Raw genomic sequence first — 21796 nt, 5'->3', positions numbered from 1 at the left:
AAGCTGCGTTGCCTACTCTTGGTTTGCGCTGACGCCTGGAATGCCACGGTGATCAGCACCCGCCGGGCCCGTCCCAACACCGATTCCAGGAGACAAGCGTGATTTCATCTCTCAAAGCAGTGAGGCTGCGAGTTGGCCTCGTCGGTGCAGCGCTGATGCTGGCCGCAACCCCGTCCTTCGCGGCCTACCCCGACAAGCCCATCCGACTGGTCGTCCCGTTCGCAGCGGGCGGCGGCACCGACCTCATCGCGCGCACGCTCGGCGCCGGCATGTCGACCGAACTGGGCCAGCAGGTCGTCGTCGACAACAAGCCCGGCGCCGGCACGATCATCGGCACCGACGCCGTCGCGAAGAGCGCGCCCGACGGCTACAGCATCGTCATCGCGACGTTCGCGCATGCGATCAACCCCAGCCTGCAGCCCAAGCTGCCGTACGCGCACGACAAGGCGTTCGCGCCGATCACGCTGATCGGCAAGGGGCCGAACGTGCTCGTCGTCCGCGCCGACAGCCCGTACAAGACCGTCAACGACATCGTCGAGGCCGCGCGCGCCAGGCCCGGCAAGCTGACCTACGCGTCGCAGGGAAACGGCACCTCGGCGCACCTGGCCGGCGAGATGTTCAACAACCTCGCGAAGGTCCAGATGATCCACGTGCCGTACCGCGGTGCCGGGCCGGCCATCACCGACCTGCTCGGCGGCCAGGTGGACATGATCTTCGGCACCGCGGCCGCGGTCTCGACCTTCGTCGATGGCGGCAAGCTGCGCGCGATTGCCGTGACCACGACGCAAGCGTCGCCGTCCTACAAGGGCGTGCCCACCGTCGCCGAGACGGTACCCGGCTACGCGGTCGAGAGCTGGTATGGCCTCTATGCGCCGGCCGGCACGCCGGCCGACGTGATCGCCAGGCTGAACGCCGCCGCGAAGAAGGCAGCCCAGAACCCCGACTTCGTCAAGAAGGTCGAGCACGAGGGTCTCGTCGTCACCGCCACCGACCCCGCGGAACTCGACCGCTACGTCAAGGCCGAGGAGGCGCGTTGGCGAAAGATCGTCAAGGAAAACAACATCAAGGCCGACTGAGCGCCACTGACCCCAACCCCGCCAGGAGACAGACATGAGCTTGACGCTGATCGACCTGAAGGTCGAGAACTCGATCGCGACGATCACCCTCAACCGCCCGGACAAGCGCAACGCGATGAGCGACGCCATGCGCACCCAGTTCATCGACGCGCTCGAGCACGTCGCTGCCGACAAGGGCATCAAGGCCGTCGTGCTGACCGGCGCGGGCAAGGGCTTCTGCGCGGGCGGCGACATTGCCGGAATGGAAAAGCGCATGAACGCGCCGGCCGGTGAGGTCGGCTTCAACGGCTGGCACCGCCAGCAGCGCGTGCACCACACGCAGGCGCTGCTGCACACGATGCCCAAGCCGGTGATCGCCGCCGTCAACGGCGCTGCGTCCGGCCTCGGTGCCGACACCGCGCTGGCATGCGACTTCATCATTGCCAGCGAGTGGGCCAGCTTCGCCTGGTCGTACATCCATCGCGGGATCGTTCCGGACGGCGGCGGCATGTACTTCCTGCCGCGCCGCGTCGGCCTGCCGAGGGCGAAGGAACTCATCTTCACGGGTCGCAAGGTCGATGTCGACGAAGCCGTCTCGCTGGGCATCGTCGATCGCAAGACCTCGGCCGCGACGCTCGTCGCCGACGCGCAGGCCTGGGCCGCCGAACTCGGCAAGGGGTCCGCCACGGCACTTGCCCTCACCAAGACGATCCTGAACCAGAGCTTCGAGCTCTCCACTCACGACGTGTTCGCTCAAGGCAGCCAAGCCCAGGGCATCTGCTACACGAGCACGGAACACCGCGAGTCGGTGATGTCCTTCCTGGCGAAGGCCTCCGCACCCGCCAACAAGGAATGACAACCATGGACTCCATCACCCGACTCCTGGAGCCGCGCAGCGTCGCGGTGATCGGCGCATCCGCCGACGCGGCCAAGACCGCGGGCCGGCCGGTCTCGTACCTGGTCAAGCACGGCTTCGCGGGCGCCATCTATCCGGTCAACCCCAAGGTCGAGCGCATCGGCGAACTCACCTGCTACCGCGACGTGGCGTCGCTGCCCGAGGCCCCCGACGTCGGCATCGTCCTGCTCGGCGCCGAGCGCGCGCATCTCGCGGTTCGCGAGCTCGCCGCACGCGGCACGGCGGCGGCAATCGTGCTGGCCAGCGGCTACACCGAGACCGGCGAGGTCGGCGCGCAGCGCCAGAAGCAGCTCATCGAGGCAGCGGGTGCCATGCGCATCCTCGGCCCCAATACGATCGGTCTGGTGAATCTCACCAACAACATCGTGCTGTCGGCGACCGGCGCGCTCGAGATGGAGCACTTCCCGGTCGGCGGCATCGGCGTCGTGTCGCAAAGCGGCGGCATCCTCGGCGCGCTGCTGTCGCGCGCGGCGGCGCGCGGCATCGGGTTGTCGAAGCTGATCTCGACGAGCAACGAGGTGGATCTCGAGCTCGCCGACTTCATCGATCATCTCGCCGACGACCCGCAGACCCAGGTCATCGCGCTGTACATCGAGACGGTGCGCAACCCGGCCAGGTTCCGCGCCGCGGCGCTGAAGGCCGCACGCCATGGCAAGCCGGTGGTCGCGTTCAAGATCGGCCGCTCGGAAGCCGGTGCCAAGGCCGCCGTGTCGCACACCGGCGCCCTGGCCGGCGCCGACCGGATGTACGACGCGCTCTTCAAGCAGGTCGGCGTGATCCGCGCGCAGACCTTCGCCGACCTCCTCGACATCCCCGCCGCGCTGTCCACGGGGCGCAAGTTGCGCGGCAACCGCGTCGCGATCCTCACGTCCACGGGCGGCGCCGGCACGCTGGTGTCCGACGACCTCGGCATGGCCGGCTTCGACACGCCGGCGCCGGACGCGGCGACCGCCGAAGCGCTTCGCGCCCTGCAGACCGGCGACCACGCCGTGCTCGACCGCAACCCGATCGACGTGACGCTCGCGGGCCTGAAGCCCGACCTGCTGCGCGGCGCGATCGAGGTGCTGCTGAAGAGCGACAGCTACGACGCGCTGACCATCATCGTCGGGTCGTCGAGCCTGGCCAATCCGACGCTGCTGGTCGGTCCGATCCGGGATTGCCTTCCCCATTCGGACAAGCCCGTCATCGCCTACGTGAGCCCGCACGCACCGGAGGTGGGGGCGCTGCTGACGCAGGCCGGCGTTCCGGCGTTCGCGGCAGCCGAGAGCTGCACCGCGGCGCTGGGTGCGATGCTGAAGCATGGCCGCTTCGAAGCGCCAGCCGAACCTGCGCACGCACAGGCCGAGGTCAGCGTCCAGGACTACCCGTCCGGCTCGCTCGACGAGGCGCAGGCGAAGCAGCTCTTCGCCCGCTTCGGCGTGCCGTGCGCACCGGAGCGCATCGTGACGTCGCCGGCAGAGGCCGAGGCGGCAGCGCGCGAGCTCGGCGGCCGCGTGGTGCTGAAGATCCTGTCGTCGCAGATCGCGCACAAGACCGAGGTCGGCGGCGTCGCGATCGGCCTGACGCCCGAGACGGTCGGCGCACGCCTGACCGCCATGGCCGCCGATGTCGAAGCCAGAGCGGGTGTGCGCCCGCAGCGCTTCCTCGTGCAGGAGATGGTCGGCGGCGGCACCGAGCTCATCCTCGGCATGCACCGCGACGCGCTCGGCACGGCGATCCTGCTGGGAATGGGCGGCATCACGGCGGAACTGTTCAAGGACACGACGATGCGACTGCTGCCCGCGCAAGGCGGCCTGAGCCGAGCCGACGCGCTCGCGATGGCGCAGGAACTGAAGACCTGGCCGCTGCTCGACGGCTTCCGCGGCCGTCCCAAGGCCGATGTCGATGCGCTGGTCGACGCGATCGTCGCGTTCTCGCAGATGACCGCGCAGCTCGGCGATCGGCTGGTCGAGGCGGAGGCCAACCCGGTGTTCGTGCTGCCGCAGGGGCAGGGCGTGCGCGCGGCCGACGGCGTGGTCGTGCTCGCCTGAAGGAGGCTGTCGTGACCCCAATGGAACCCCCACGCTCACTTCGTTCGCTGCCCCCCGAGGGGGCGCCCAGCGGCTTCGGGCAGCCGGGCGCCACTGGGATGTCCGCAACCGAAGTCTTGGCGCGCTACGCAGCGCGGTCTTCCGACGAAACGCTCTCCGGCCACGTGCTGCACCACGCGAAGCGCGCCGTCGTCGACTGGTACGCCTCGCTCTATCCCGGGCTCGATGCGCCCGCGGTGCAGGCTTTGGAATCGGTGCTTGCCGACGATCTGGACCGCGGTGCCGCACGCCTCGCGCTCGGGCGCGCCGCGACGCCGCGCGCTGCCGCACTGATCCAGGGCACGGCGGCACATGCCGCCGAGGTCGACGACAGCTTCCGCGACGCGATGTACCACCCTGGCGCGGCCACCATTGCTGCCGCGCTCGCGGCCGCGCAATCGGTGGGCGCGAACGGTTTGGCCTTCCTTCGCGGCGTCGTGGTCGGCTACGAGGTCTCCACGCGCATCGGCGTCGCCATGGGCCGCTCGCACTACAAGTACTGGCACAACACCGGAACGATGGGCACCTTCGGCGCGGCCGCCGCCGCCGGCGTACTGCTCGGCCTCGACGAGGCGTCGTTCGCCCATGCGCTCGCGATGGCCGGAACCTTCGCGGCCGGGCTGCAGCAGGCCTTCCGTTCGGAAGCGATGGCCAAGCCGCTGCACGCCGGTCGCGCCGCCGAGTCCGGGCTGCTGGCGGCGCAACTGGCCGCGCGCGGCGTGCGCAGTTCGCTCGACATCCTCGATGGCGAAGGCGGCCTGGGCCAGGCCATGAGCAAGGAGGCCGACTGGTCCCGGCTCGGCGCCACGCTGGGCGAAGACTTCCACATCACCCGGCTCACCTTCAAGAACCACATCGGCTGCGGCCACGCCTTTCCCGCCGTCGACGGCGCGCTCGAACTGCGCCGGCAGCACGGGTTCACCCACCGCGACATCGACCGCATCCACCTCCGTGTGTACCAGGCCGCCCTGGACATCGCACCCCATGTGAGCCCCCGCAACGCCGACCAGGCACGCTTCAGCCTGCACTACATGGTGGCCTCGGCCCTGGTGCACGGCAGCGTGCGGCTGTCCGCGTTCAGCCCCGAGCGGCTGAACGATCCCGCGACCCGCGAACTGATGCAGCGCCTGACGAAGGCGCTAGACCCCGAGATCGACGCCGGCTTCCCCGGCCGCCGCGCCGCGCGCGTCGACGTCACGCTGCGCGACGGACGCTGTTTCACCCACTTCCAGCCCGACCGCAAGGGCGACCCCGAACTTCCCCTGTCCGACGCCGAGCTCGGCGAGAAGCTGATCGAACTCGCGTCCCCGGTGATCGGGGCCGATCCGGCGCGCGCACTGCTCGACAGGCTGTGGGCGCTGGACCAGAGCAAGGAGCTGCCATGAGCGGTCCGATGACCCGCCACGCCTTCATCTTCGACGCCGTTCGCACACCCTTCGGCCGCTACGGCGGCGCGCTCTCCTCCGTGCGGGCCGACGACCTCGGCGCCGTGCCGCTGGCCGCGCTGATGGCACGCCACCCGAAGGTCGACTGGCAGGCCGTGGTGGACGTGATCTACGGCTGCGCCAACCAGGCCGGCGAGGACAACCGCAATGTCGCGCGCATGTCCGCGCTGCTGGCCGGACTGCCCGTCGAGGTTCCGGGCTCGACGGTCAACCGCCTCTGCGGCTCCGGACTCGACGCGCTGGGCACCGCAGCGCGGGCGATCCGGTCGGGCGATGCAGACCTGATGATCGCCGGCGGCGTGGAGAGCATGTCGCGGGCGCCTTTCGTGATGCCCAAGGCCGAGAGCGCGTTCTCCCGCAGCAACCGCGTCGAGGACACGACGATCGGCTGGCGCTTCGTCAACAGGCTGATGAAGGAGCGCTACGGCGTCGACTCGATGCCGGAGACGGCCGAGAACGTCGCGACGGACTTCAACATCGAACGCGAGGCGCAGGACCGCATGGCATTGGCATCGCAGCGCAAGGCGCTCGCGGCGCAGCAGAGCGGCTTCTTCCATGCCGAGATCGTGCCGGTCACGATCCCGCAGAAGAAGGGCGATCCGATCGTCGTCGCGAAGGACGAACATCCACGCGACACCAGCCTGGAGGCATTGGCCAGGCTCAAGGGCGTGGTGCGGCCGGATGGCAGCGTCACGGCGGGCAACGCATCGGGCGTGAACGACGGCGCTTGCGCGCTGCTGCTTGGTGACGAGAGCGCTGCAGCCAGGCATGGCCTCGTCCCGCGAGCGCGGCTCGTCGCGATGGCCACCGCGGGCGTGCCGCCGCGCATCATGGGCATGGGCCCGGCGCCTGCGACCCGCAAGGTGCTCGCGCTGGCCGGACTGACGCTCGATCAGCTGGACGTGATCGAACTCAACGAAGCCTTCGCGGCGCAAGGCCTGGCGGTGCTGCGCGAGCTCGGCCTTGCGGACGACGACGCGCGCGTGAACCCGAACGGCGGGGCCATCGCCCTCGGCCATCCGCTCGGCGCGTCGGGCGCGCGGCTGGCCACGACGGCCATCAACCAATTGCACGACAGCGGAGGGCGCTACGCGCTGTGCACGATGTGCATCGGCGTGGGCCAAGGCATCGCGGTGGTCCTCGAGCGGGTCTGACGACGCGCGCCGCCCGTCGGCTTGCCGGGCCTTGTGGCCTCATCGCACGCGGCTCAGCCAGTCGAGCAGCAACGCGTTCGGTCGACAGTTAGGGATGGGTTTCGTGCCCCCGGGTCACTAGAATTTTGACCCCCTGGCCAACGGCGGAGGTTGAAATGCAACGGGTACGCATGCTCTTCCTGGCTCTTTCGACATCGCTTTCGCTCATCGCGCCGTCCGCAGTCGTCGGCGCGGAGGTGAAGTCCGACGTGGCGGCTGCCTATGCCGCTTGGGACAGCGCCTTCAAGCAAGGCGCCAAGGCCATCGCCGCCGCCTACACCACTGATGCCGTGCTGCTCCCGCCTTCGCACGAGGTGGCGACCGGTCCCGCGGCGATCGAGAAGTTCTTTGCCGGCGTCATCGGCAGCGGCGTCTCCAATCACCGGCTGCAAGTGCTGGAGGCAGGATCGAGCGGGCAACTGGTTTACGCCGCGGCGCGGTGGAGCGCCGAAGCCAAGGGCTCCGATGGCACGGTCAAGAGCGTGGGCGGCTTGGCGACCCATGTCTTCGAGCGCGGACCGGGCGGCCAGCTGAAACTGAAGCTGCACACCTTCAACTAGGCGTGGGAGCGCTGCGAGAGGGCGGCGCCGCGATCCGCTCGGCGGATCAGCTTGCGCCAGGCGTGGTCTCGCGCTCGATGAAGCGTACGAGCGGCGGAGGCATCCATGAGCTGCCGGCTCGCGATGCCCGGTGCCCCCCGGGCGCAGGCGTACAGTAGACCGCTACCGGCCCGGTCGGGCATCCTGCGCCAGATGTTCGCATCGAGCGAGATCTGCGAATGACCGAAGAACTGACCCGCATCCAGGTTCTCTGCGTCGACGATCACCCGATCGTGCGACAGGGCATCCAGACGCTGCTCTCCTTGGAGCCGGACATGGCGCTCGTGGCCGAAGCGGCGAACGGCCGAGAGGCGATCCAGCAGTTCCGCGCGCACCGGCCCGACGTCACGCTCATGGATTTGCAGATGCCCGGGGTGAACGGGCTCGACGCCATCGGCGCGATCCGGGCCGAGTTCCCGCACGCGCGGATCATCGTGCTCACGACCTTTGCAGACGACGCCCAGGCGCAACGCGCATTGCAGGCTGGCGCCAGCGGCTACCTCTTGAAGAACGCACTGCACAGGGAACTGCTCGACGCCATACGCGCCGTGCACGCCGGCCGCAAGGTGCTTCCCTCGGAAGGCTCGTTCGAGCTGGCCGAGCAGATCGCGGAGGAGGGCCTCACGCCGGCAGAGATCGGCATCCTGCGGTTCATCGCGCAGGGCAACGTCTACAAGGAGATCGCCCGGGCGCTCGGGCTCAGCGAAGAGACGGTTGAAAGCCAGGTGCGAGGCATCCTCTCGAAGCTGGACGCGCAGGACCGTGCGCATGCCGCGATGGGCGACCTCCATCGGGGCATGGTCCAGACCGAGCGCGATGCCCGGCACGCCGCCGAAGCGGCCAACCGCGCGAAGACCGAGTTCCTCGCCAGCATGAGCCACGAGTTGCGCACGCCGCTGAATGCCGTGCTCGGCTATGCGCAGTTGCTGACCATGGACGGCGGCCTGAGCGATCGGCAAGCACGCGGCCTGGACGTCATTCACGAGAGCGGGGAGCACCTCCTGGCGCTTGTCAACGACATCCTCGACCTGGCACGGATCGAGGCAGGCCGCACGGAGCTGAACCCGGAGCCGGTGAACCTGGTGAACTTCCTGCAGACGGTGGTGAACCTGATGCACGTCAAGGCCCGCGAGAAGCGCCTGACTTTCGTTTTCGATGCCGGTGCAGGCTTGCCGCAGGCGGTTCTGGCCGACGAGCGCCGGCTGCGACAGGTGCTGCTGAACCTGATCGGCAACGCGATCAAGTTCACCGACCGGGGCACGGTCACGTTGCACGCCAGTGGCGAGCCGAAAGGCCCGTTGCACGTGCTGCTGCATCTGGACGTCGAGGACACCGGCGTCGGCATGCGTCCCGACGACCTGAAACGCATCTTCCAGCCCTTCGAGCAGGTGGGCGATGCGCGCAGCCGCAGCGCAGGCACCGGGCTGGGCCTCGCGATCACCCGCGCGCTGGTGAACGACATGGGCGGACAGGTGCAGGTGAGCAGCGAGCTCGGTCGCGGCTCCCGTTTCGGGGTGGAGCTGCCGTTGCCAGTGGTGGAGCCGGCGGAGGCCGCCGTCCGAAAGGCGCCCACCGTGGTGCGCCATCGCGGGCCGCCGCGGCGGGTCCTGGTGGTCGACGACGTGGCGGCGAACCGCGCGCTGATGTGGGACTTCCTCACCAACGCCGGATTCGAAGTCGCGCAGGCGAGCGATGGGAACCAGATGCTCGTGGTCGCGAGGATTTTCCGGCCGGACCTGATCGTGATGGACAGCGTGATGCCGTCGGTGGACGGCGTGGAGGCGACGCGCCGGCTGCGGCGGGATGCCGAATTCGCTGCGGTGCCCGTGATCGCCGTCTCGGCCTCGGCCACCGCCGAGCACCGTGTCGCCTGTCTGCAAGCCGGCGTCAACGTGTTCCTGACCAAGCCTGTGTCCCTGGAGACGCTGCAGGCGCACATCGGAGAGCAGCTCGGTCTGCCACGGACAGTCCCGCCTCCAGGCGCTGACTGAGCGGTGGCGTGGTTCTGATCTGAGACGCGTATGCGATGCATGAAGAGGTGGAGCCGCCACTCCGTCGCGCAGTCCTTCGCTCTTGCCGCATTTGTCGCTCTTGCCGCGCTTGCCGCGCTTGCGAATTGCGGGCTCGCTCGCGCGCAGGACATCGCCGTCGTCGACGTGGCTCTCGTCGCAGGCGCACCGATCCAGTTTCATCCGCTGGTGTCGCCGTCCGCGCCTTCTGCGGTGCGACGGGTGGCGCAGGACCGCTTCGGGTTTGTCTGGCTGAGCGCCGCGGATGGATTGCGGCGCTACGACGGCTACGATTTCATGAAGGTTCCGGACGGCCAGAGCACGAACAGCGTCGGCTTCCTCATCGGCAACTCGCTGACGAGTGATCGCGCGGGGCGGCTGTGGATCGGCGCCGACGACTCGCTCAATCGGTACGACCCTGCAACCGGCAGCTTCACGCAATACCGGTCGCCCAACGAGGCCTGCGGCACCGTCAGGATCGCCCACGACATCGTCGAGGACCAGGACGGGGTGATCTGGCTCGCGACGGACGACGGCGTGACGGCCCTGGATCCGGACACGTCGAAGACGACGTGTCATCGGCCGCGCTACACGCCCGCGGTCGGCGAGACGCGCGTCATCGCGATGGCTGCCATGCAGGACGGCACCCTGTGGGTCACCAGCAGCGAGGGGCTCTACGCGCTCGACCGGCGCTCGGGCAAGGTCACCCGACACATCAAGCTCGAGACGGCGTCCGGACGCAAGTTCGTCTGCACGGGCTTTCCGTCGAGACCCTTCCAGGACAGCAGCGGAAGGCTGTGGTTCGGTCTGTCCTCCGGCGGTGATCTGGCCTCGGTCGACGTCGCCAGCGGCGACGTCACTGTCTATGCGTTCCGCAACGGCGGACTGGCGCCGAACGCGTCCTCCGGCGTCCTGTCGATCCAGGAGGATGGCGACCGGGCGCTCTGGCTCGGCACCGACAAGCTCGGCCTCGTGAAGCTGACGCCGGAACGCACGCACGCGATCTGGTACCAGAGCGACCCCGACGATCCCGACGGCTTGCGCGGCGACCTGGTCGTGGGGCTGTTCAAGGATCGCGATGGGAGCTTCTGGTCGACGACGAAGGCGGGGGCCGTCTACCGCTTCGACACCGAGCGTCCGCGCTTCAGGTCGTACCGCCACCAGCAAGCGGGCCCCCACAGCCTCGGCAAAGGCGCGGTGACCGCGGTGTACCCGGAAGATCCCGACACGCTGTGGGTCGGCACGGACCGCGGCGTGAACCGTGTCGCCCGCACGACGGATCAGGTCACGCCGGTCGACCACCCCGCCTTCGCGCGAGGCGTCAGCGCCATCGCGAAGGACCCGTCCGGCCATCTGTGGTTCGGCACGAATGGCAACGGTCTCGTCCGCCTCGATGCCCGTTCGGGCCGGTACACGACGTACGCCCACGACGCATCCGATCCGCGATCGCTGAACCACAACCGGGTCACGGCGCTGCGCGTCGATCGCGGCGGCAGCGTGTGGGTGGCGACGGATTTCGGCCTGAGCCGCTGGGAACCGGCGACGGAGCAGTTCTCCACCTTCAGCCCGCAACCGAGAAGTCTGGTCCAGTACCGCTCGATCGCGGAGGACGCGAGCGGTGCGCTGTGGCTCGCGACGTCTTCACGCGGCGTGCACCGTTTCGATCCACGCACCGGCAGCTTCAGGGTCTTCGATGCCGAGCTTCGCGCCGCGCATCCGCCCGGCCACAACCGCGTCAACTCGGTTCACGTCGATCGCGCGGGGACGGTGTGGGCCGCCACGTTCCGCGGGCTGGGCAAGCTCGATCCTCGCGACGCGACATTCACGTCGTACGACTCGCGCTCCGGGCTTCCCGCGGACACGGTCCTCGGCATCCTGGAAGAAGACGACGGACGCCTGTGGGTCAGCACCCCGAACGGGCTGTCGCGGTTCGATCCGCGTGCCCAGACCTTCACGAACTATCACGCGTCGGATGGCCTGTTGACCGACCGGTTCGCTGCGCCCGTGGTCGCCGCCAAAGGCGCGAGCGGGGAGATGTTCTTCGGCTCGCAGAAGGGGCTGGTGGCGTTCATTCCCGGGCAGGTCGTCGAGCGCAAGCTCGCGCTGCCGGTGTTCTTGACCGACTTCCGCTTGTTCGGCGAGCCGGTGGTGCCGGGAAGCGCGCCGCTGAAGCAGCCCATCTGGTCCGCTGCTTCGCTGGAGCTGGAATCGCACAGCATCGTGTCGTTCGACTTCGCCGCCTTGAACTATGCCGATCCGGCGCGGACGCGCTACCGGTACCGGCTCGAAGGGCTCGAAACGAAATGGAACGAGACGGACAGCGCGCGGCGCAGCGCGACGTACACGACGCTGCCGACAGGCGACTACACGTTTCTGGTCCAGGCTCGCGGCGCCCGCGGAGACTGGAGCGAAAGCGCGCGCGCGCTCAAGATCCGCATTCCGCCGCCGTGGTATGCGTCGTGGTACTTCCGGATCCTGGTCGCCGCATTGCTGCTCACGATGCTCTGGCTCGCGTACCGCCTGCGCGTCCGCCAGTTGCACCGCCGATTCGAGATCGCACTCTATGCGCGGCTCGGCGAGCGTGCACGCATCGCGCGCGACTTGCACGACACGCTGCTGCAGACGTATCAGGCGTCGCTGCTCTGGTTCCGCACGGCCCTCGACGCCCTGCCGGAGCGTCCGCTGGAAGCAAAACAGCGGCTCGAGCTCGCTCTGGACCGTGCTGAGTCGGCGATCGTCGAAGGGCGCAACGCAGTGCAGGGGCTGCGCGCCTCGACCGTCGAGGTCAACGACCTCGCCGAGGCGATCGCTGCGATCGGCGCCGACTTGACCAATGCCCACCCGGCGGCCAACGCGCCAGTCGTCGGCGTCGCGGTCGACGGAACGACGCGCAGCTTGAACCCGCTCGTGCGAGAGGAGGCGTGCCGCATCGCAGGCGAGGCGCTGCGCAACAGCTTCCGCCACGCCGACGCACGGCATATCACCGTCACGCTGAACTACGGCGTGCGGCAGTTCCGGCTGACGATCGTCGACGACGGCAAAGGCATCGACGCGACGACGATCGAGGGCCAGCAACCCGACAGCCACTTCGGATTGCCAGGCATGCGCGAGCGTGCCGCCGTCATCGGTGGACAGCTGGACGTCCGCAGCGCGGTGGGGCGCGGCACCGAGGTGGAGCTCCGGGTGCCCGGCCGTGGCGCCTACGATGCGGGCGCGCGCACCCGGCACTGATAGAGGCGGCATGGAGGACCGCATGCACACCTTGCGATACGACGCTGGCGCCGGTGCCTGCGACCGCCTCACCGGCCGGGCGGATCTGGTCGAGCAGGCGCGTGCTGACTCCTGCTCGTCGCAACTCAAGGGTCTCATCCTCTGCCGCACGTTTGTCCTAAACCGACGGCCGGTCTTGTCTCGCCTGTCGCCTCTGCTTCGAGTTGTTCCGCTCGCTGTCTCGCCCACTGGTGTTTTGAGCCGCGGCTTCCTCCGTGGGGCAGAGAATGCCGTCTAGCCTTTCCATCGAGCGGAGGTCTTCCAGCCGGCTTCGCCGTCTGAAAGCCGCCGCTCATGTCAAACGTTAGACGTCATGTCCCACGTGGAGTCAAGCATGTCGACCGTTGAAGACCGCCTGCATTCACTCGGCTACGTGTTGCCGGAGCCGCTGAAGCTTCCACCTGGTGCCGTGCTCCCATTCCCATGGGTACGGGTGGTAGGCAACCGAGCTCTCGTCTCGGGCCACGGACCCACCAACGCGGACGGCTCGCTTGCCGAGCCCCTCGGGAAGGTTGGCAGTCAGGTCACACAGGAGGAAGCGCTTGTGGCGGCTCGCCTTGCCGGCCTGGCCATTCTGGGCAGCCTCAAGCGAGAGCTCGGAAGCCTGGACCACATCGCCTGTTGGACGAAGGCCTTTGGCATGGTGAACTCAGCGCCAGGGTTCAACCGGCAGCCTGCGGTGATCAACGGCTTCACGGAACTCATCCTTGCTGTCTTTGGCCAGGAGCGCGGAGCGCATGCGCGCAGCGCGGTGGGAATGGCCGAGCTTCCCTTCAACATTCCCGTGGAGATCGAGGGTGAGGTTGAGCTTTTTCCACGAGACGCCTGATTCTTCCGTCGAGCGGCAGAGCGCCTAGCCCTTCCATCGAGCGGTCGTCTCCCAGCCGGCTTCGCCGTCTGGAGTCCGCCGGTCATGTCAAACGTCAGGCCACGCAGCAGAGGCATCTCGGTGCGCCAGCGGAGTCGGCGCCAGTCCGTGTGGTTGAACAGCCGCAGCGAAAGTGTCGGCTGCCTACATGGCGAAAAGCTTGCAGCCAGCGCTGGCGGCAACTGTGCTCAATCGAGTGCCGAAAGCTAGAATTTCCTGTCCCGACCGAAGGGGTAGTGGCAACTCTACGAGTCGGGCGGCCTTGACGAAAGGTTGAATGTGGAACAGAGCAGCGTTGCCGCTGGTGCATCTCACGATCACCAGATCCAACCGACATTTCCCGCGACGTTCGAGCTCGGAGAACGCGTTCGCAAGAAGTCTGGCGCCGCGTGGCAGGGCCGTATCGTCGGTTGGTACAGCACACAGCTGACGCCGGAAGGCTACGCCGTTGAGTCGGAAGCCCATCCTGGATCTGTGCAGATTTACCCCGTCGCCGCGCTTGAACGCGTGAGCTAACCCTTCCATCGAGAGCGGACGTCTTGCCAGCCGCTTCGCGGCAGTCAAGCCGCCGCTCATGTCAAACGTCAGGCCGCAGAAAGCGCGCGCGCCACGCAACGCTATCCCACGTCGCCGCAGAATGAACAGCCACAAACTTGGAGGCGCCCAATGATCATCGTCCTGGGAAGTGTGGTCGCAAAGGAAGGGTGCCTCAGCGAAGCCTTGTCCCTGAGCCAAGAGCACGTCACCCGGTCAAGGGTCGAACCAGGGTGCATCGCACATTCCGTCCATCAAGACACTGAGAACACGTCGCGCTTGGTGTTCGTCGAGCAGTGGGCCAGTCAGGCGGCACTGTGGGAGCATTTCAGGGTTCCAGCGTCCAGAGCATTTGCCAAAGCCCTGGCTGCACTCGCCCAGGAAGAGCCGAGCATGGCCATTTATGAGGCAACACACGTCCAGCTGCCAGGCAAGAATGCGGCCTAATCCTTCCATCGAGCGGACGTTCGACCTGGCTGCGCCAGCCCGAAGCCGCGCTCATGTCAAACGTTAGACCGCATGAACGAGTCGCCCACATCCACCGCCATGGAGCCTTCCGCATTCCTTGAGCCGCTGGCGGTCTACTTGGAGGCCTTTGCGGAGCACGACGCCGCTCGCCGAGGCGAACTGCTCACCCGCTGCCTTACAGCCGACGCGGAGATCTGGGGACCGAAACGCGTGTTCGCGGGCTATGCAGCGATCTCGGAGAAGATTGCTGGGTTTCACAAGAATTGGCCAGAGTGCCGTCTCGTGCTTGCCAGTGGAGTCAACACTTTTGGCAATGTCGCCCGCTTTGCGAAGGCCATCGTCAACGAGGAGGGTTCGGTAGTGGCAAGCGGGCAGTCAGTGCTCGAACTGGCTCCCGACGGTCGCATCAGCAGGGTCATACCATTCTGGGAGGCGCTCCCGCCTATTCCGCTGCTCTGGCCTCAGCATCTGGCTGTCCCATCTTCGCGCGAGACTCCGAATGCGGCCTAAACCTTCCATCGAGGGGGACGTCCACAATCAGGCTTCGCCTGCTTGCGGGCGCCCCTCATGTCAAACGTTAGAAGTCCGAAACTCACAGCCCTTTCACCTATGCCCTCTGATCTCCGCAGCCTCACCACTGTTGCAGCCGCTGTTGTCGCCTCTGTCGTCTTCGCGAGCGGCTGCAGCAAGAAGCCTCCGGAATCAGTCACCTTCAAGGCGAATTCGCCCATTCCCGTCGGCTTCACTCTCTTGAAGGCGGAAGGTCAGACAGGTCGCAGTGGCGCGATCAGCAACAACTATCGGCCTCAAGTCAGGTTCCCACGCGGAACGATCGAGACCACCTGCACCGTGGCGCTCCCCGCGAGTTCGCCATCACTCGAACCCGGCCAGAGTGCTGACGCATCGTTGGCCTGCGACTCCCAAGTTGAAGTCGAACCGAGCAAACGGGAGTTCACTGTGTTCGAGGGCGGGAAGCAGGTTGGACGGGGCACGGTCCGCCTTCCATAGCAGCGCGAACCTTGGCGATTTCCAACCCTTCCATCGAGCGGACGTCTTCCAGCCGGCTTCGCCGTCTGCAAGCCGCGCTCATGTCCAGCCTTCGCCGTGACGATGCCGCGCTCTGCCTCCATGACGGTCCTCAAGCCTGCGACATTGGACTCGCGGCTGCGGTGAAGAGGGCGGCCTCGCAATTGGTGGGCTGATCTTGGATCAGGGCGCACCAGCACGCACGAAGCGGCCGTGCCCAGCCGCTCGTGGGACAGGTCGACAGCGGGTTGTCGCGCTGCCGTCGCTGTCCGTCACGGATGGCTGCTGGCCGGCTTTGCGACTGGGGCCACCTCGTCGGCGACGTTCTCCGCGTCCGATCCCGCGTATCGCTCCGACAGTGCGGCGATTTCAGTCGACTCGAATCCCTCCGCCAGGGTGCGAACCCTGTCTGCGAAGGGATGGAATCGTGCGTCGAGAGTTGCGACATGGTCCGACCATTCACGCAGTGCACGCATGTTGCCGGCGCGGGCCAGCAGTCGCAGCCTTTGCATCTCGTGCTCAGGCGGAGCCACCAGCGCTTCCTCCTCGAGAGCGGAGGTCGCACTCGCTTCCGTCACCGTCCAGGTCAGGCCCAGGGTCTTGCCGATCTGCTCCAGAAGCACCGTCTGGTCGATGGGCTTGGCGACGAATTCGACGACGCCAACCGCCAGGCAGCGGTGCCGGTCGGCATCGGAGACGCTTGCGGACACGGCGATCACGGGCAGATCGTTCCCGCTTGGCAATTGGCGAAGCCGCCGCGTGGCTTCGAGCCCATCCATGACCGGCATCATCATGTCCATCAGCACCAGGTCCGGAGCGCTGGCCGCCACGTGTTCGAGGGCCTGAAGGCCATCGGCCGCCTCGAGCACCTCGAAGCCGATGCGCTCGAGGATGTCCGTCAGCACCGCTCGGTTCGGCGCCACGTCGTCGACGACCAGGATGCGCCTCCGATGCCCTGTGTAGCCGGAAATCGCGGCCTGCGCGGGCGGCGGTGAGGACACCTCCTGATCAATGGGAACCGCAAGGGTGAACCAGAACCGGCTGCCGGCTCCGATCCGGCTTTCGACATGGATGTCGCTGCCCATCAAGCGCACGAGCTGGCGGCTGATCGCCAGGCCGAGGCCGGTGCCGCTGTAGCGGTGTCGCTCGTCGCAGACCTGCTCGAAAGGCCGGAAGATCGTCTCGAGATCCGTCTCGTCGATGCCGGCGCCTGAATCCTGCACTTCGAATTGCAGCTCCGCCTCCTGGACATCGCGCCGCGGCATCGTGATGCGCAGTGTCAACTGACCCTGGTCGGTGAATTTCACCGCGTTGTCCAGCAGATTGAGCAGCACCTGGCGCAGTCGGTTCTCGTCGGCCCGTATGGTCTGCGGAAGGTCGATGTCCCTCTCGTGCCGGAAGCGCAAGCCCTTTCGCTCTGCCTTGATGCGGATCATGGCGGCGATGTCTTCGACGAAGCCGGGGAGCTCGAAGGCAGCCGCATGCAGGTCCAGCTTTCCGGCCTCGATCTTCGACAGATCCAGGATTTCGTTGATGAGCACCAGCAGGTTGTCTCCACTGGCCTCGATCGTCTGCAGGGCCCGCAGTTGCTGTTGTGGGGTCAAGTTGGGATGGCGCTGCAGCAGCTGCGCATAGCCCAGCACCGCATTGAGCGGCGTGCGCAGCTCGTGGCTCATGCGCGCCAGGAAGGCCGTCTTGGCGTGGTTCGCGGCATCGGCGCGATCCTTGGCGATGACCAGCTCGGCGGTGCGCTCGCGAATCCGGTCTTCCAGGTGTTCGCGGTGGCGCCGCAACTCGGTCTCGACCCTTTCCCGTTCGATGATCTCGGCCTGCTGGCGGGCGTTGGCGAGCGTCAGTTCGGCCGTGCGCCGGGCCACGCGCTGCTCCAGCTGCGAGTTCAGCGCAAGCACCTCCATCTCGGCCTGTTTGCGCTGCCGCCGGTCTTCGAGAAACTGCTCGACGGCGCGGGCCATGTCGGCAATCTCGTCACTGCCTTGCACCGAGACGCTGCCGGGCCGGCCATCGATGTCGCCATGCCGCAGGTGGTGGCTGACCTGCCTCAGCCGCGCCACGACATGGCGGCCCAGAAACTGGTGCGTGATCAACCAGGCGATCAGCAAGCTCGCCCCGACCAGACCGACGACCAGCCACCGTGTGCGCACCGAGACCTCGAGCAGGTCGCGCACTGCCTCCCGGTAGTCCCGCGTGAAATAGTCCGACTGCTGGCGCGCCGCCGCCGCCAGCGCCTCGGCCTGGCGTCGCAGCCCGTCGCCCGCCGCGGACTTCGGCCCGGGTGCGCTGTCGTGCAGCTGGGCGACGATGTTGACGGTGTTGCGGAACAACTGGCTCGAGCGATGCAGGTCCAGCACCTCGACGTTGTCATGTGCCGCCGCAGCCGCCAGGCGGTCCACCAGACGGTCGAAGGACTCCAGTTCCTCGATGACCTTGCGATGCGTTTCGCGCAGGTCGCCCGGCACGTCGATCCCGGGCAGCCGCAGCGCCATTCGCTCGATGAGCAGGGTGCGCTGCACCAGTGCCTGCGCGTCCTCCAGGTGCGACAGGCGCTGCTCCGCCAGCTGCCGGACGGTCTCCGCGGAGCTGGTCAAGGCATAGATGGTGGTGACGCCGAGCGCGACCATCACCAGCACCAGCGCGGATACCGCGAGGGCGAACTGGGCCGTGAGCGATTGCGGGATGCGCAGCATCACCCCCTCTGCCAGATGCGCTTGTAGATGTCCCGATAGCCGTTGGCCGGGTCGTACATCAGGCGGTCGCCGCCGTCGGTGTCGATATTGGCCGGAGTCACGAGATGCACCGGAAACACGAAGCCGGTGACCGGCTGCCTGGCAAGCAGCCGGTTCATTTCGTCGACCAGCTGCCAACCGTGCAAGTTGAGCGGCTCGGCAACGGTGGCCGACTGGAAGGTGCCCGCCTTGATGCGCAGGAACGCCGCCGCGCTGCCGTCGCCGGCCGACAACATGCTGATCGCGTCGTTCGCCAGGCCGGCCTGTGTCAACACCGGAGCGGCATAGTCGAAGTAGATGTCGTTGATGGCCAGTGCGTGGGTCCATCGCGTGCCGTGGCGGGCGAGAAGGTCGCGCGTGGTCCGCGGCATCATTTCCGGGTTTTTCGAGATCGGCACATCGACGATCTCGAGCAAGGTGCACCCGGGGCACGCGCGAACGACATCGGCCATGGCGTTCGCCTTGGTTTTCGGCAGCTCCAGGCTGGTGTCGGTGAAGACCACGACGCCCGCACGGCCCTTGGACTGCACGATCGCCGCCAGTGCGGTCACGCGCGCAACCTCCAGTGGATCGGTCGACACGTTCATCGCCACCGGCGTGCCGGCCACGGGTCCTGCCGTGGGTGCGACATGCCAGCCCACGATGGGGACACCGCGTCCTTCGTACGGCAGCAACCCGGCCCGGATCGCGCGGGCATCCGGGCCGATCAGCAGCAGGCCGTCCGGGCTTTTCGCCAATGCGTCCGCCAGCGCCTTTCGCCTGCCGCTGACGGTGCCGCCGCAATCGAAGACGCTGACATTCCACCCGATTACCTTGGCGGCTTCGCGCACACCCTGGGCGACGCCCAGAATGCCTCCGTTGCGAAGATCTTCGCCGACGACGGCAATGTGCTTTCCGGGCTGGGCCGGCGGACCGGTTCGCGGCCCATTCCACGCGGCGGCGGGCTTGGCTGCAGCGTCAAGAACGCGCTGAGCCTCGGCCAGGGAGCCCGAGGCAAGCCTGTTCGAAGCGACGGGTTCGGCGCCGGGTGCCAGTGACACAGGAGGACCGGCAGCCGTCGCCACCAGCGGCATACCGGCACATGCCAAGGCGAGCAGCGTGCACTTCATGGAGCTTCTCCAATGCACTGGGTCGGGACCCGGGGGCGCTTCCATGCAAGCACCACGACATCGGACAGTCGAATGTCCGAACGACGTTCGCAGCGCAATGATAGTCACTGGGCATGGCACTCGAAGCTGTCGAGTGCCAGCGAGCCGGGAAGGCGGCAGGGCGTGATGGCGGCCAACTCGTGACCAGCCGGTGCCCGGCGAGCAGCCCGCGCACCAGCTCGAGGTTCTCATCGCGGCCGTCCAGCGGCTGCAAGGCGGTCCGGTTTTGGGAACGTTTTGGGCGCCCTTTAGGACTTTCCGGCGGCCGACGCCGAGAGTGAAGCCTGTCGCAACGACCTTGCAGGCACCCGAGATGACGATTCTTCCGGCGACCCACGGCGAGCTGATCCACGGTCTGAAGCACGACGGCCAGCCGGTGCATGCCGGCGTGTTCAACGAGCACCAGGTGCGCGCGGCCGCCGGCATGACGCTGGTGCTCGGCGCGGCGGCCTTCGTCTACGCCTACTTCGCGAAGCAGTACCTGCCGATCCAGACGGTCACGACGCTGTTCTTCGTCGAGTTCCTGGTCCGCGTCGCCGTCGGCATCCAGTCCAGCCCGCTCGGCGTGGTCGCCGGCTGGATGGTGCGCCGCCGCAAGCCGGAATGGGCGTCGGCCAAGCCGAAACGCTTCGCCTGGACGCTCGGGCTGGTGATGTCGTTCGCCATGATGGTCATCACCAACAGCGGCATCCGCGGCGCCCTGCCGCTGACGATCTGCCTGATCTGCCTGACGCTGATGTGGCTCGAGGCCGTGCTCGGACTGTGCCTCGGCTGCGAGATCCACGGCCTGCTGGTGCGGCGCGGCTGGGCGCGCAAGGACGAGGCCTACGAGATCTGCGCGCACGGCGCCTGCGACATCCGCTGACCCGACCCGTGAGGAGGCTGCCATGACGACCACGCCCGCGATCTGGCACGAACTCGTCGAGCGCTTCGGCCTCGACGGCGACGGCCGCCTTGCCTGACCCCTTGGGAGGCCTACGATGCTGATCCAGCTGAACTCCATCCGGCACGCCGACGCGCTGGCGGCGGTGCGCGAACGTGTCGTCGGCATCGACCGCGAGGTCCCGGTGCTCGGCGGTGGGAGGCGCGCCTACGTGAACCTGGACAACGCGGCTTCGACGCCGGTGCTGCGCGAGGTGCTCGACGCAGTGAACGAGTTCATGCCCTGGTACTCCTCGGTGCACCGCGGCGCCGGCTTCAAGAGCCGTGTCGCGACGCAGGCCTACGAGGACGCGCGCCGCATCGTCGCCGGTTTCGTCGGCGCGGACGATCCCGAGCACGTCGTCCTCTTCGGGAAGAACACCACCGAGGCGATCAACAAGCTGGCCGCGCGGCTGGCGCTGCAGCCCGGCGATGTGGTGCTGGTATCGCAGCTCGAGCATCACAGCAACGATCTTCCGTGGCGCGCGACGCCAGCGCGGGTGCTGCACGTCGGTTGCGACGCGCTCGGCCGCTTCGACGAGGCGCACTTCGAGCGGCTGCTGCGCGAGCACGCCGGCCGCGTCAGGCTGCTCGCGGTGACCGGCGGCTCCAACGTCACCGGCACGCTGCCCGACGTGCACCGGCTCGCCGAGAAGGTGCACGCCGCCGGCGCGCAGATCTTCGTCGACTGCGCGCAGCTCGCGCCGCACCGCGCGATCCGCGTCGGCGCGCTCGACGACCCGGCTCACCTCGACTACGTGGCGCTGTCGGCGCACAAGATGTACGCGCCCTTCGGCACCGGCGCGCTGATCGGCCGGCGCGACACCTTCGAGCGCGGCGCGCCCGAGCAGCGCGGCGGCGGAACCATCGAGTTCGTGTCGCTCGACGACGTCGAGTGGGCGCCGGCGGCCGAAGACCGCGACGAGGCGGGCTCGCCCAACGTCGTCGGCGCGGTGGCGATGGCCGCCGCCGTGCAGGCGCTGCAGCGCATCGGCATGGACGCGATCGCGCGCCACGAGGCCGAGCTGACGGCGTATGCACTCCAACGTTTCTCGCGCATCGAGGGCCTCACCATCTACGGCGACGCCGACCCGGCGCGCGCCGGTGAACGGCTGGGCGTCATCACGTTCAATCTGGAGGGTTTGTCGCACGGCCATGTCGCGGCGGTGCTGTCGACCGAGTTCGGCATCGGTGTGCGCAACGGGTGCTTCTGCGCGCATCCGTACCTCATCGCGCTGCTCGGGCTGTCGCCGGTCGAGGTGCAGGATCTGCGCGCGGACATGATCGCCGGCGACCGCCGTGCAATACCGGGCATGGTGCGCGTCAGCTTCGGTTCGTACAACAGCTTCGACGACATCGACGCCGTGGCCGACGCGCTCGAGCGCATCGCGCGCGGCGAGGTGCGTGGCCGGTACGTCCAGGACCGCGCCAGCGGCGAGTACGCGGCACTCGGCTTCCAACCCGACCTGCGCGCGGATTTCGGCCTGCCGTCCAAGGCGTCGTGAGCCGACCGGCTCGGCCCGACGCCCCG

At 67.9% G+C, this 21796-nt stretch carries 16 protein-coding genes; 14 read left to right on the top strand and 2 right to left on the bottom strand.

The genetic code is table 11. The features are described 5' to 3' along the window. Positions 1-155: 155 nt before the first annotated feature. The 12 genes from P7V53_RS23065 to P7V53_RS23010 all read left to right on the top strand — a co-directional run bounded on the left by P7V53_RS23065 (position 156) and on the right by P7V53_RS23010 (position 14936). A complete protein-coding gene (locus P7V53_RS23065) occupies positions 156-1076 on the top strand; it encodes a tripartite tricarboxylate transporter substrate binding protein (protein ID WP_280156587.1) in 921 nt (306 codons plus the stop codon). A gap of 34 nt (positions 1077-1110) precedes the next feature. Continuing rightward, the gene (locus tag P7V53_RS23060) at positions 1111-1911 is read left to right on the top strand and encodes an enoyl-CoA hydratase/isomerase family protein (RefSeq protein WP_280151849.1); all 801 of its coding nucleotides are present in this window, start codon (positions 1111-1113) and stop codon (positions 1909-1911) included. Between the two features lie 5 nt (positions 1912-1916). After that, positions 1917-4001, top strand: a complete 2085-nt coding sequence (locus P7V53_RS23055; protein WP_280151848.1) for an acetate--CoA ligase family protein — start codon at positions 1917-1919, stop codon at positions 3999-4001. Positions 4002-4099: 98 nt separating this feature from the next. Further along, positions 4100-5425, top strand: coding sequence for an MmgE/PrpD family protein (locus P7V53_RS23050; protein ID WP_280151847.1), 1326 nt, complete (start codon positions 4100-4102; stop codon positions 5423-5425). Between the two features lie 8 nt (positions 5426-5433). Beyond that, positions 5434-6639 (top strand): 3-oxoadipyl-CoA thiolase, encoded by a 1206-nt coding sequence (gene pcaF / locus P7V53_RS23045; RefSeq protein WP_280156586.1) that lies wholly within the window; start codon positions 5434-5436, stop codon positions 6637-6639. A gap of 155 nt (positions 6640-6794) precedes the next feature. Beyond that, positions 6795-7238, top strand: a complete 444-nt coding sequence (locus tag P7V53_RS23040) for a DUF4440 domain-containing protein (protein ID WP_280151846.1) — start codon at positions 6795-6797, stop codon at positions 7236-7238. A gap of 218 nt (positions 7239-7456) precedes the next feature. Further along, positions 7457-9268, top strand: a complete 1812-nt coding sequence (locus P7V53_RS23035) for a response regulator (RefSeq protein ID WP_280151845.1) — start codon at positions 7457-7459, stop codon at positions 9266-9268. A 39-nt stretch (positions 9269-9307) separates the two neighbouring features. Then, positions 9308-12517, top strand: a complete 3210-nt coding sequence (locus tag P7V53_RS23030) for a sensor histidine kinase (RefSeq protein WP_280151844.1) — start codon at positions 9308-9310, stop codon at positions 12515-12517. Between the two features lie 373 nt (positions 12518-12890). Beyond that, complete coding sequence (locus P7V53_RS23025) at positions 12891-13385, top strand: RidA family protein (RefSeq protein WP_280151843.1); 495 nt, start codon at positions 12891-12893, stop codon at positions 13383-13385. A 318-nt stretch (positions 13386-13703) separates the two neighbouring features. Continuing rightward, positions 13704-13940: a trimethoprim-resistant dihydrofolate reductase DfrB gene (gene dfrB / locus P7V53_RS23020; protein ID WP_280156585.1), complete on the top strand. Its 237-nt coding sequence runs from the start codon at positions 13704-13706 to the stop codon at positions 13938-13940. A 150-nt stretch (positions 13941-14090) separates the two neighbouring features. Continuing rightward, on the top strand, positions 14091-14405 hold the full coding sequence (locus P7V53_RS23015) for an antibiotic biosynthesis monooxygenase (protein ID WP_280151842.1): 315 nt from the start codon (positions 14091-14093) through the stop codon (positions 14403-14405). Positions 14406-14477: 72 nt separating this feature from the next. After that, positions 14478-14936 carry a nuclear transport factor 2 family protein gene (locus P7V53_RS23010; protein WP_280151841.1) on the top strand — a complete coding sequence of 153 codons (459 nt, stop codon included), beginning with the start codon at positions 14478-14480 and terminating at the stop codon, positions 14934-14936. A gap of 788 nt (positions 14937-15724) precedes the next feature. Here P7V53_RS23010 and P7V53_RS23005 read toward each other — a convergent pair. After that, positions 15725-18157 (bottom strand): ATP-binding protein, encoded by a 2433-nt coding sequence (locus tag P7V53_RS23005; RefSeq protein ID WP_348273486.1) that lies wholly within the window; start codon positions 18155-18157, stop codon positions 15725-15727. Then, positions 18157-19305 (bottom strand): substrate-binding domain-containing protein, encoded by a 1149-nt coding sequence (locus tag P7V53_RS23000; RefSeq protein WP_280151840.1) that lies wholly within the window; start codon positions 19303-19305, stop codon positions 18157-18159. Before P7V53_RS23000 ends, P7V53_RS23005 begins: the two co-directional genes overlap by 1 nt. 352 nt (positions 19306-19657) lie before the next feature. On the opposite strand from P7V53_RS23000, the gene P7V53_RS22995 reads away from it, so the two are divergent. Both P7V53_RS22995 and P7V53_RS22990 read left to right on the top strand, forming a co-directional pair. Further along, on the top strand, positions 19658-20209 hold the full coding sequence (locus tag P7V53_RS22995; RefSeq protein WP_280151839.1) for a DUF4395 domain-containing protein: 552 nt from the start codon (positions 19658-19660) through the stop codon (positions 20207-20209). 115 nt (positions 20210-20324) lie between these two features. After that, a complete protein-coding gene (locus tag P7V53_RS22990) occupies positions 20325-21770 on the top strand; it encodes an aminotransferase class V-fold PLP-dependent enzyme (protein ID WP_280151838.1) in 1446 nt (481 codons plus the stop codon). The last annotated feature ends 26 nt before the right edge of the window (positions 21771-21796 follow it).

This window comes from Piscinibacter sp. XHJ-5, from assembly GCF_029855045.1.
Taxonomy (GTDB): Bacteria; Pseudomonadota; Gammaproteobacteria; order Burkholderiales; family Burkholderiaceae_C; genus Albitalea.
This window is presented reverse-complemented; position numbering and strand designations above follow the sequence as displayed.

Excerpts from the sequence above, each read along its gene's own strand:
- P7V53_RS23065 (WP_280156587.1), top strand. The coding sequence starts at position 156 with ATGCTGGCCGCAACCCCGTCCTTCGCGGCCTACCCCGACAAGCCCATC.
- P7V53_RS23060 (WP_280151849.1), top strand. The coding sequence starts at position 1,111 with ATGAGCTTGACGCTGATCGACCTGAAGGTCGAGAACTCGATCGCGACG.
- P7V53_RS23055 (WP_280151848.1), top strand. The coding sequence starts at position 1,917 with ATGGACTCCATCACCCGACTCCTGGAGCCGCGCAGCGTCGCGGTGATC.
- P7V53_RS23050 (WP_280151847.1), top strand. The coding sequence starts at position 4,100 with ATGTCCGCAACCGAAGTCTTGGCGCGCTACGCAGCGCGGTCTTCCGAC.
- pcaF (WP_280156586.1), top strand. The coding sequence starts at position 5,434 with ATGACCCGCCACGCCTTCATCTTCGACGCCGTTCGCACACCCTTCGGC.
- P7V53_RS23040 (WP_280151846.1), top strand. The coding sequence starts at position 6,795 with ATGCAACGGGTACGCATGCTCTTCCTGGCTCTTTCGACATCGCTTTCG.
- P7V53_RS23035 (WP_280151845.1), top strand. The coding sequence starts at position 7,457 with ATGACCGAAGAACTGACCCGCATCCAGGTTCTCTGCGTCGACGATCAC.
- P7V53_RS23030 (WP_280151844.1), top strand. The coding sequence starts at position 9,308 with ATGAAGAGGTGGAGCCGCCACTCCGTCGCGCAGTCCTTCGCTCTTGCC.
- P7V53_RS23025 (WP_280151843.1), top strand. The coding sequence starts at position 12,891 with ATGTCGACCGTTGAAGACCGCCTGCATTCACTCGGCTACGTGTTGCCG.
- P7V53_RS23015 (WP_280151842.1), top strand. The coding sequence starts at position 14,091 with ATGATCATCGTCCTGGGAAGTGTGGTCGCAAAGGAAGGGTGCCTCAGC.
- P7V53_RS23010 (WP_280151841.1), top strand. The coding sequence starts at position 14,478 with ATGAACGAGTCGCCCACATCCACCGCCATGGAGCCTTCCGCATTCCTT.
- P7V53_RS23005 (WP_348273486.1), bottom strand. The coding sequence starts at position 18,157 with ATGCTGCGCATCCCGCAATCGCTCACGGCCCAGTTCGCCCTCGCGGTA.
- P7V53_RS23000 (WP_280151840.1), bottom strand. The coding sequence starts at position 19,305 with ATGAAGTGCACGCTGCTCGCCTTGGCATGTGCCGGTATGCCGCTGGTG.
- P7V53_RS22995 (WP_280151839.1), top strand. The coding sequence starts at position 19,658 with ATGACGATTCTTCCGGCGACCCACGGCGAGCTGATCCACGGTCTGAAG.
- P7V53_RS22990 (WP_280151838.1), top strand. The coding sequence starts at position 20,325 with ATGCTGATCCAGCTGAACTCCATCCGGCACGCCGACGCGCTGGCGGCG.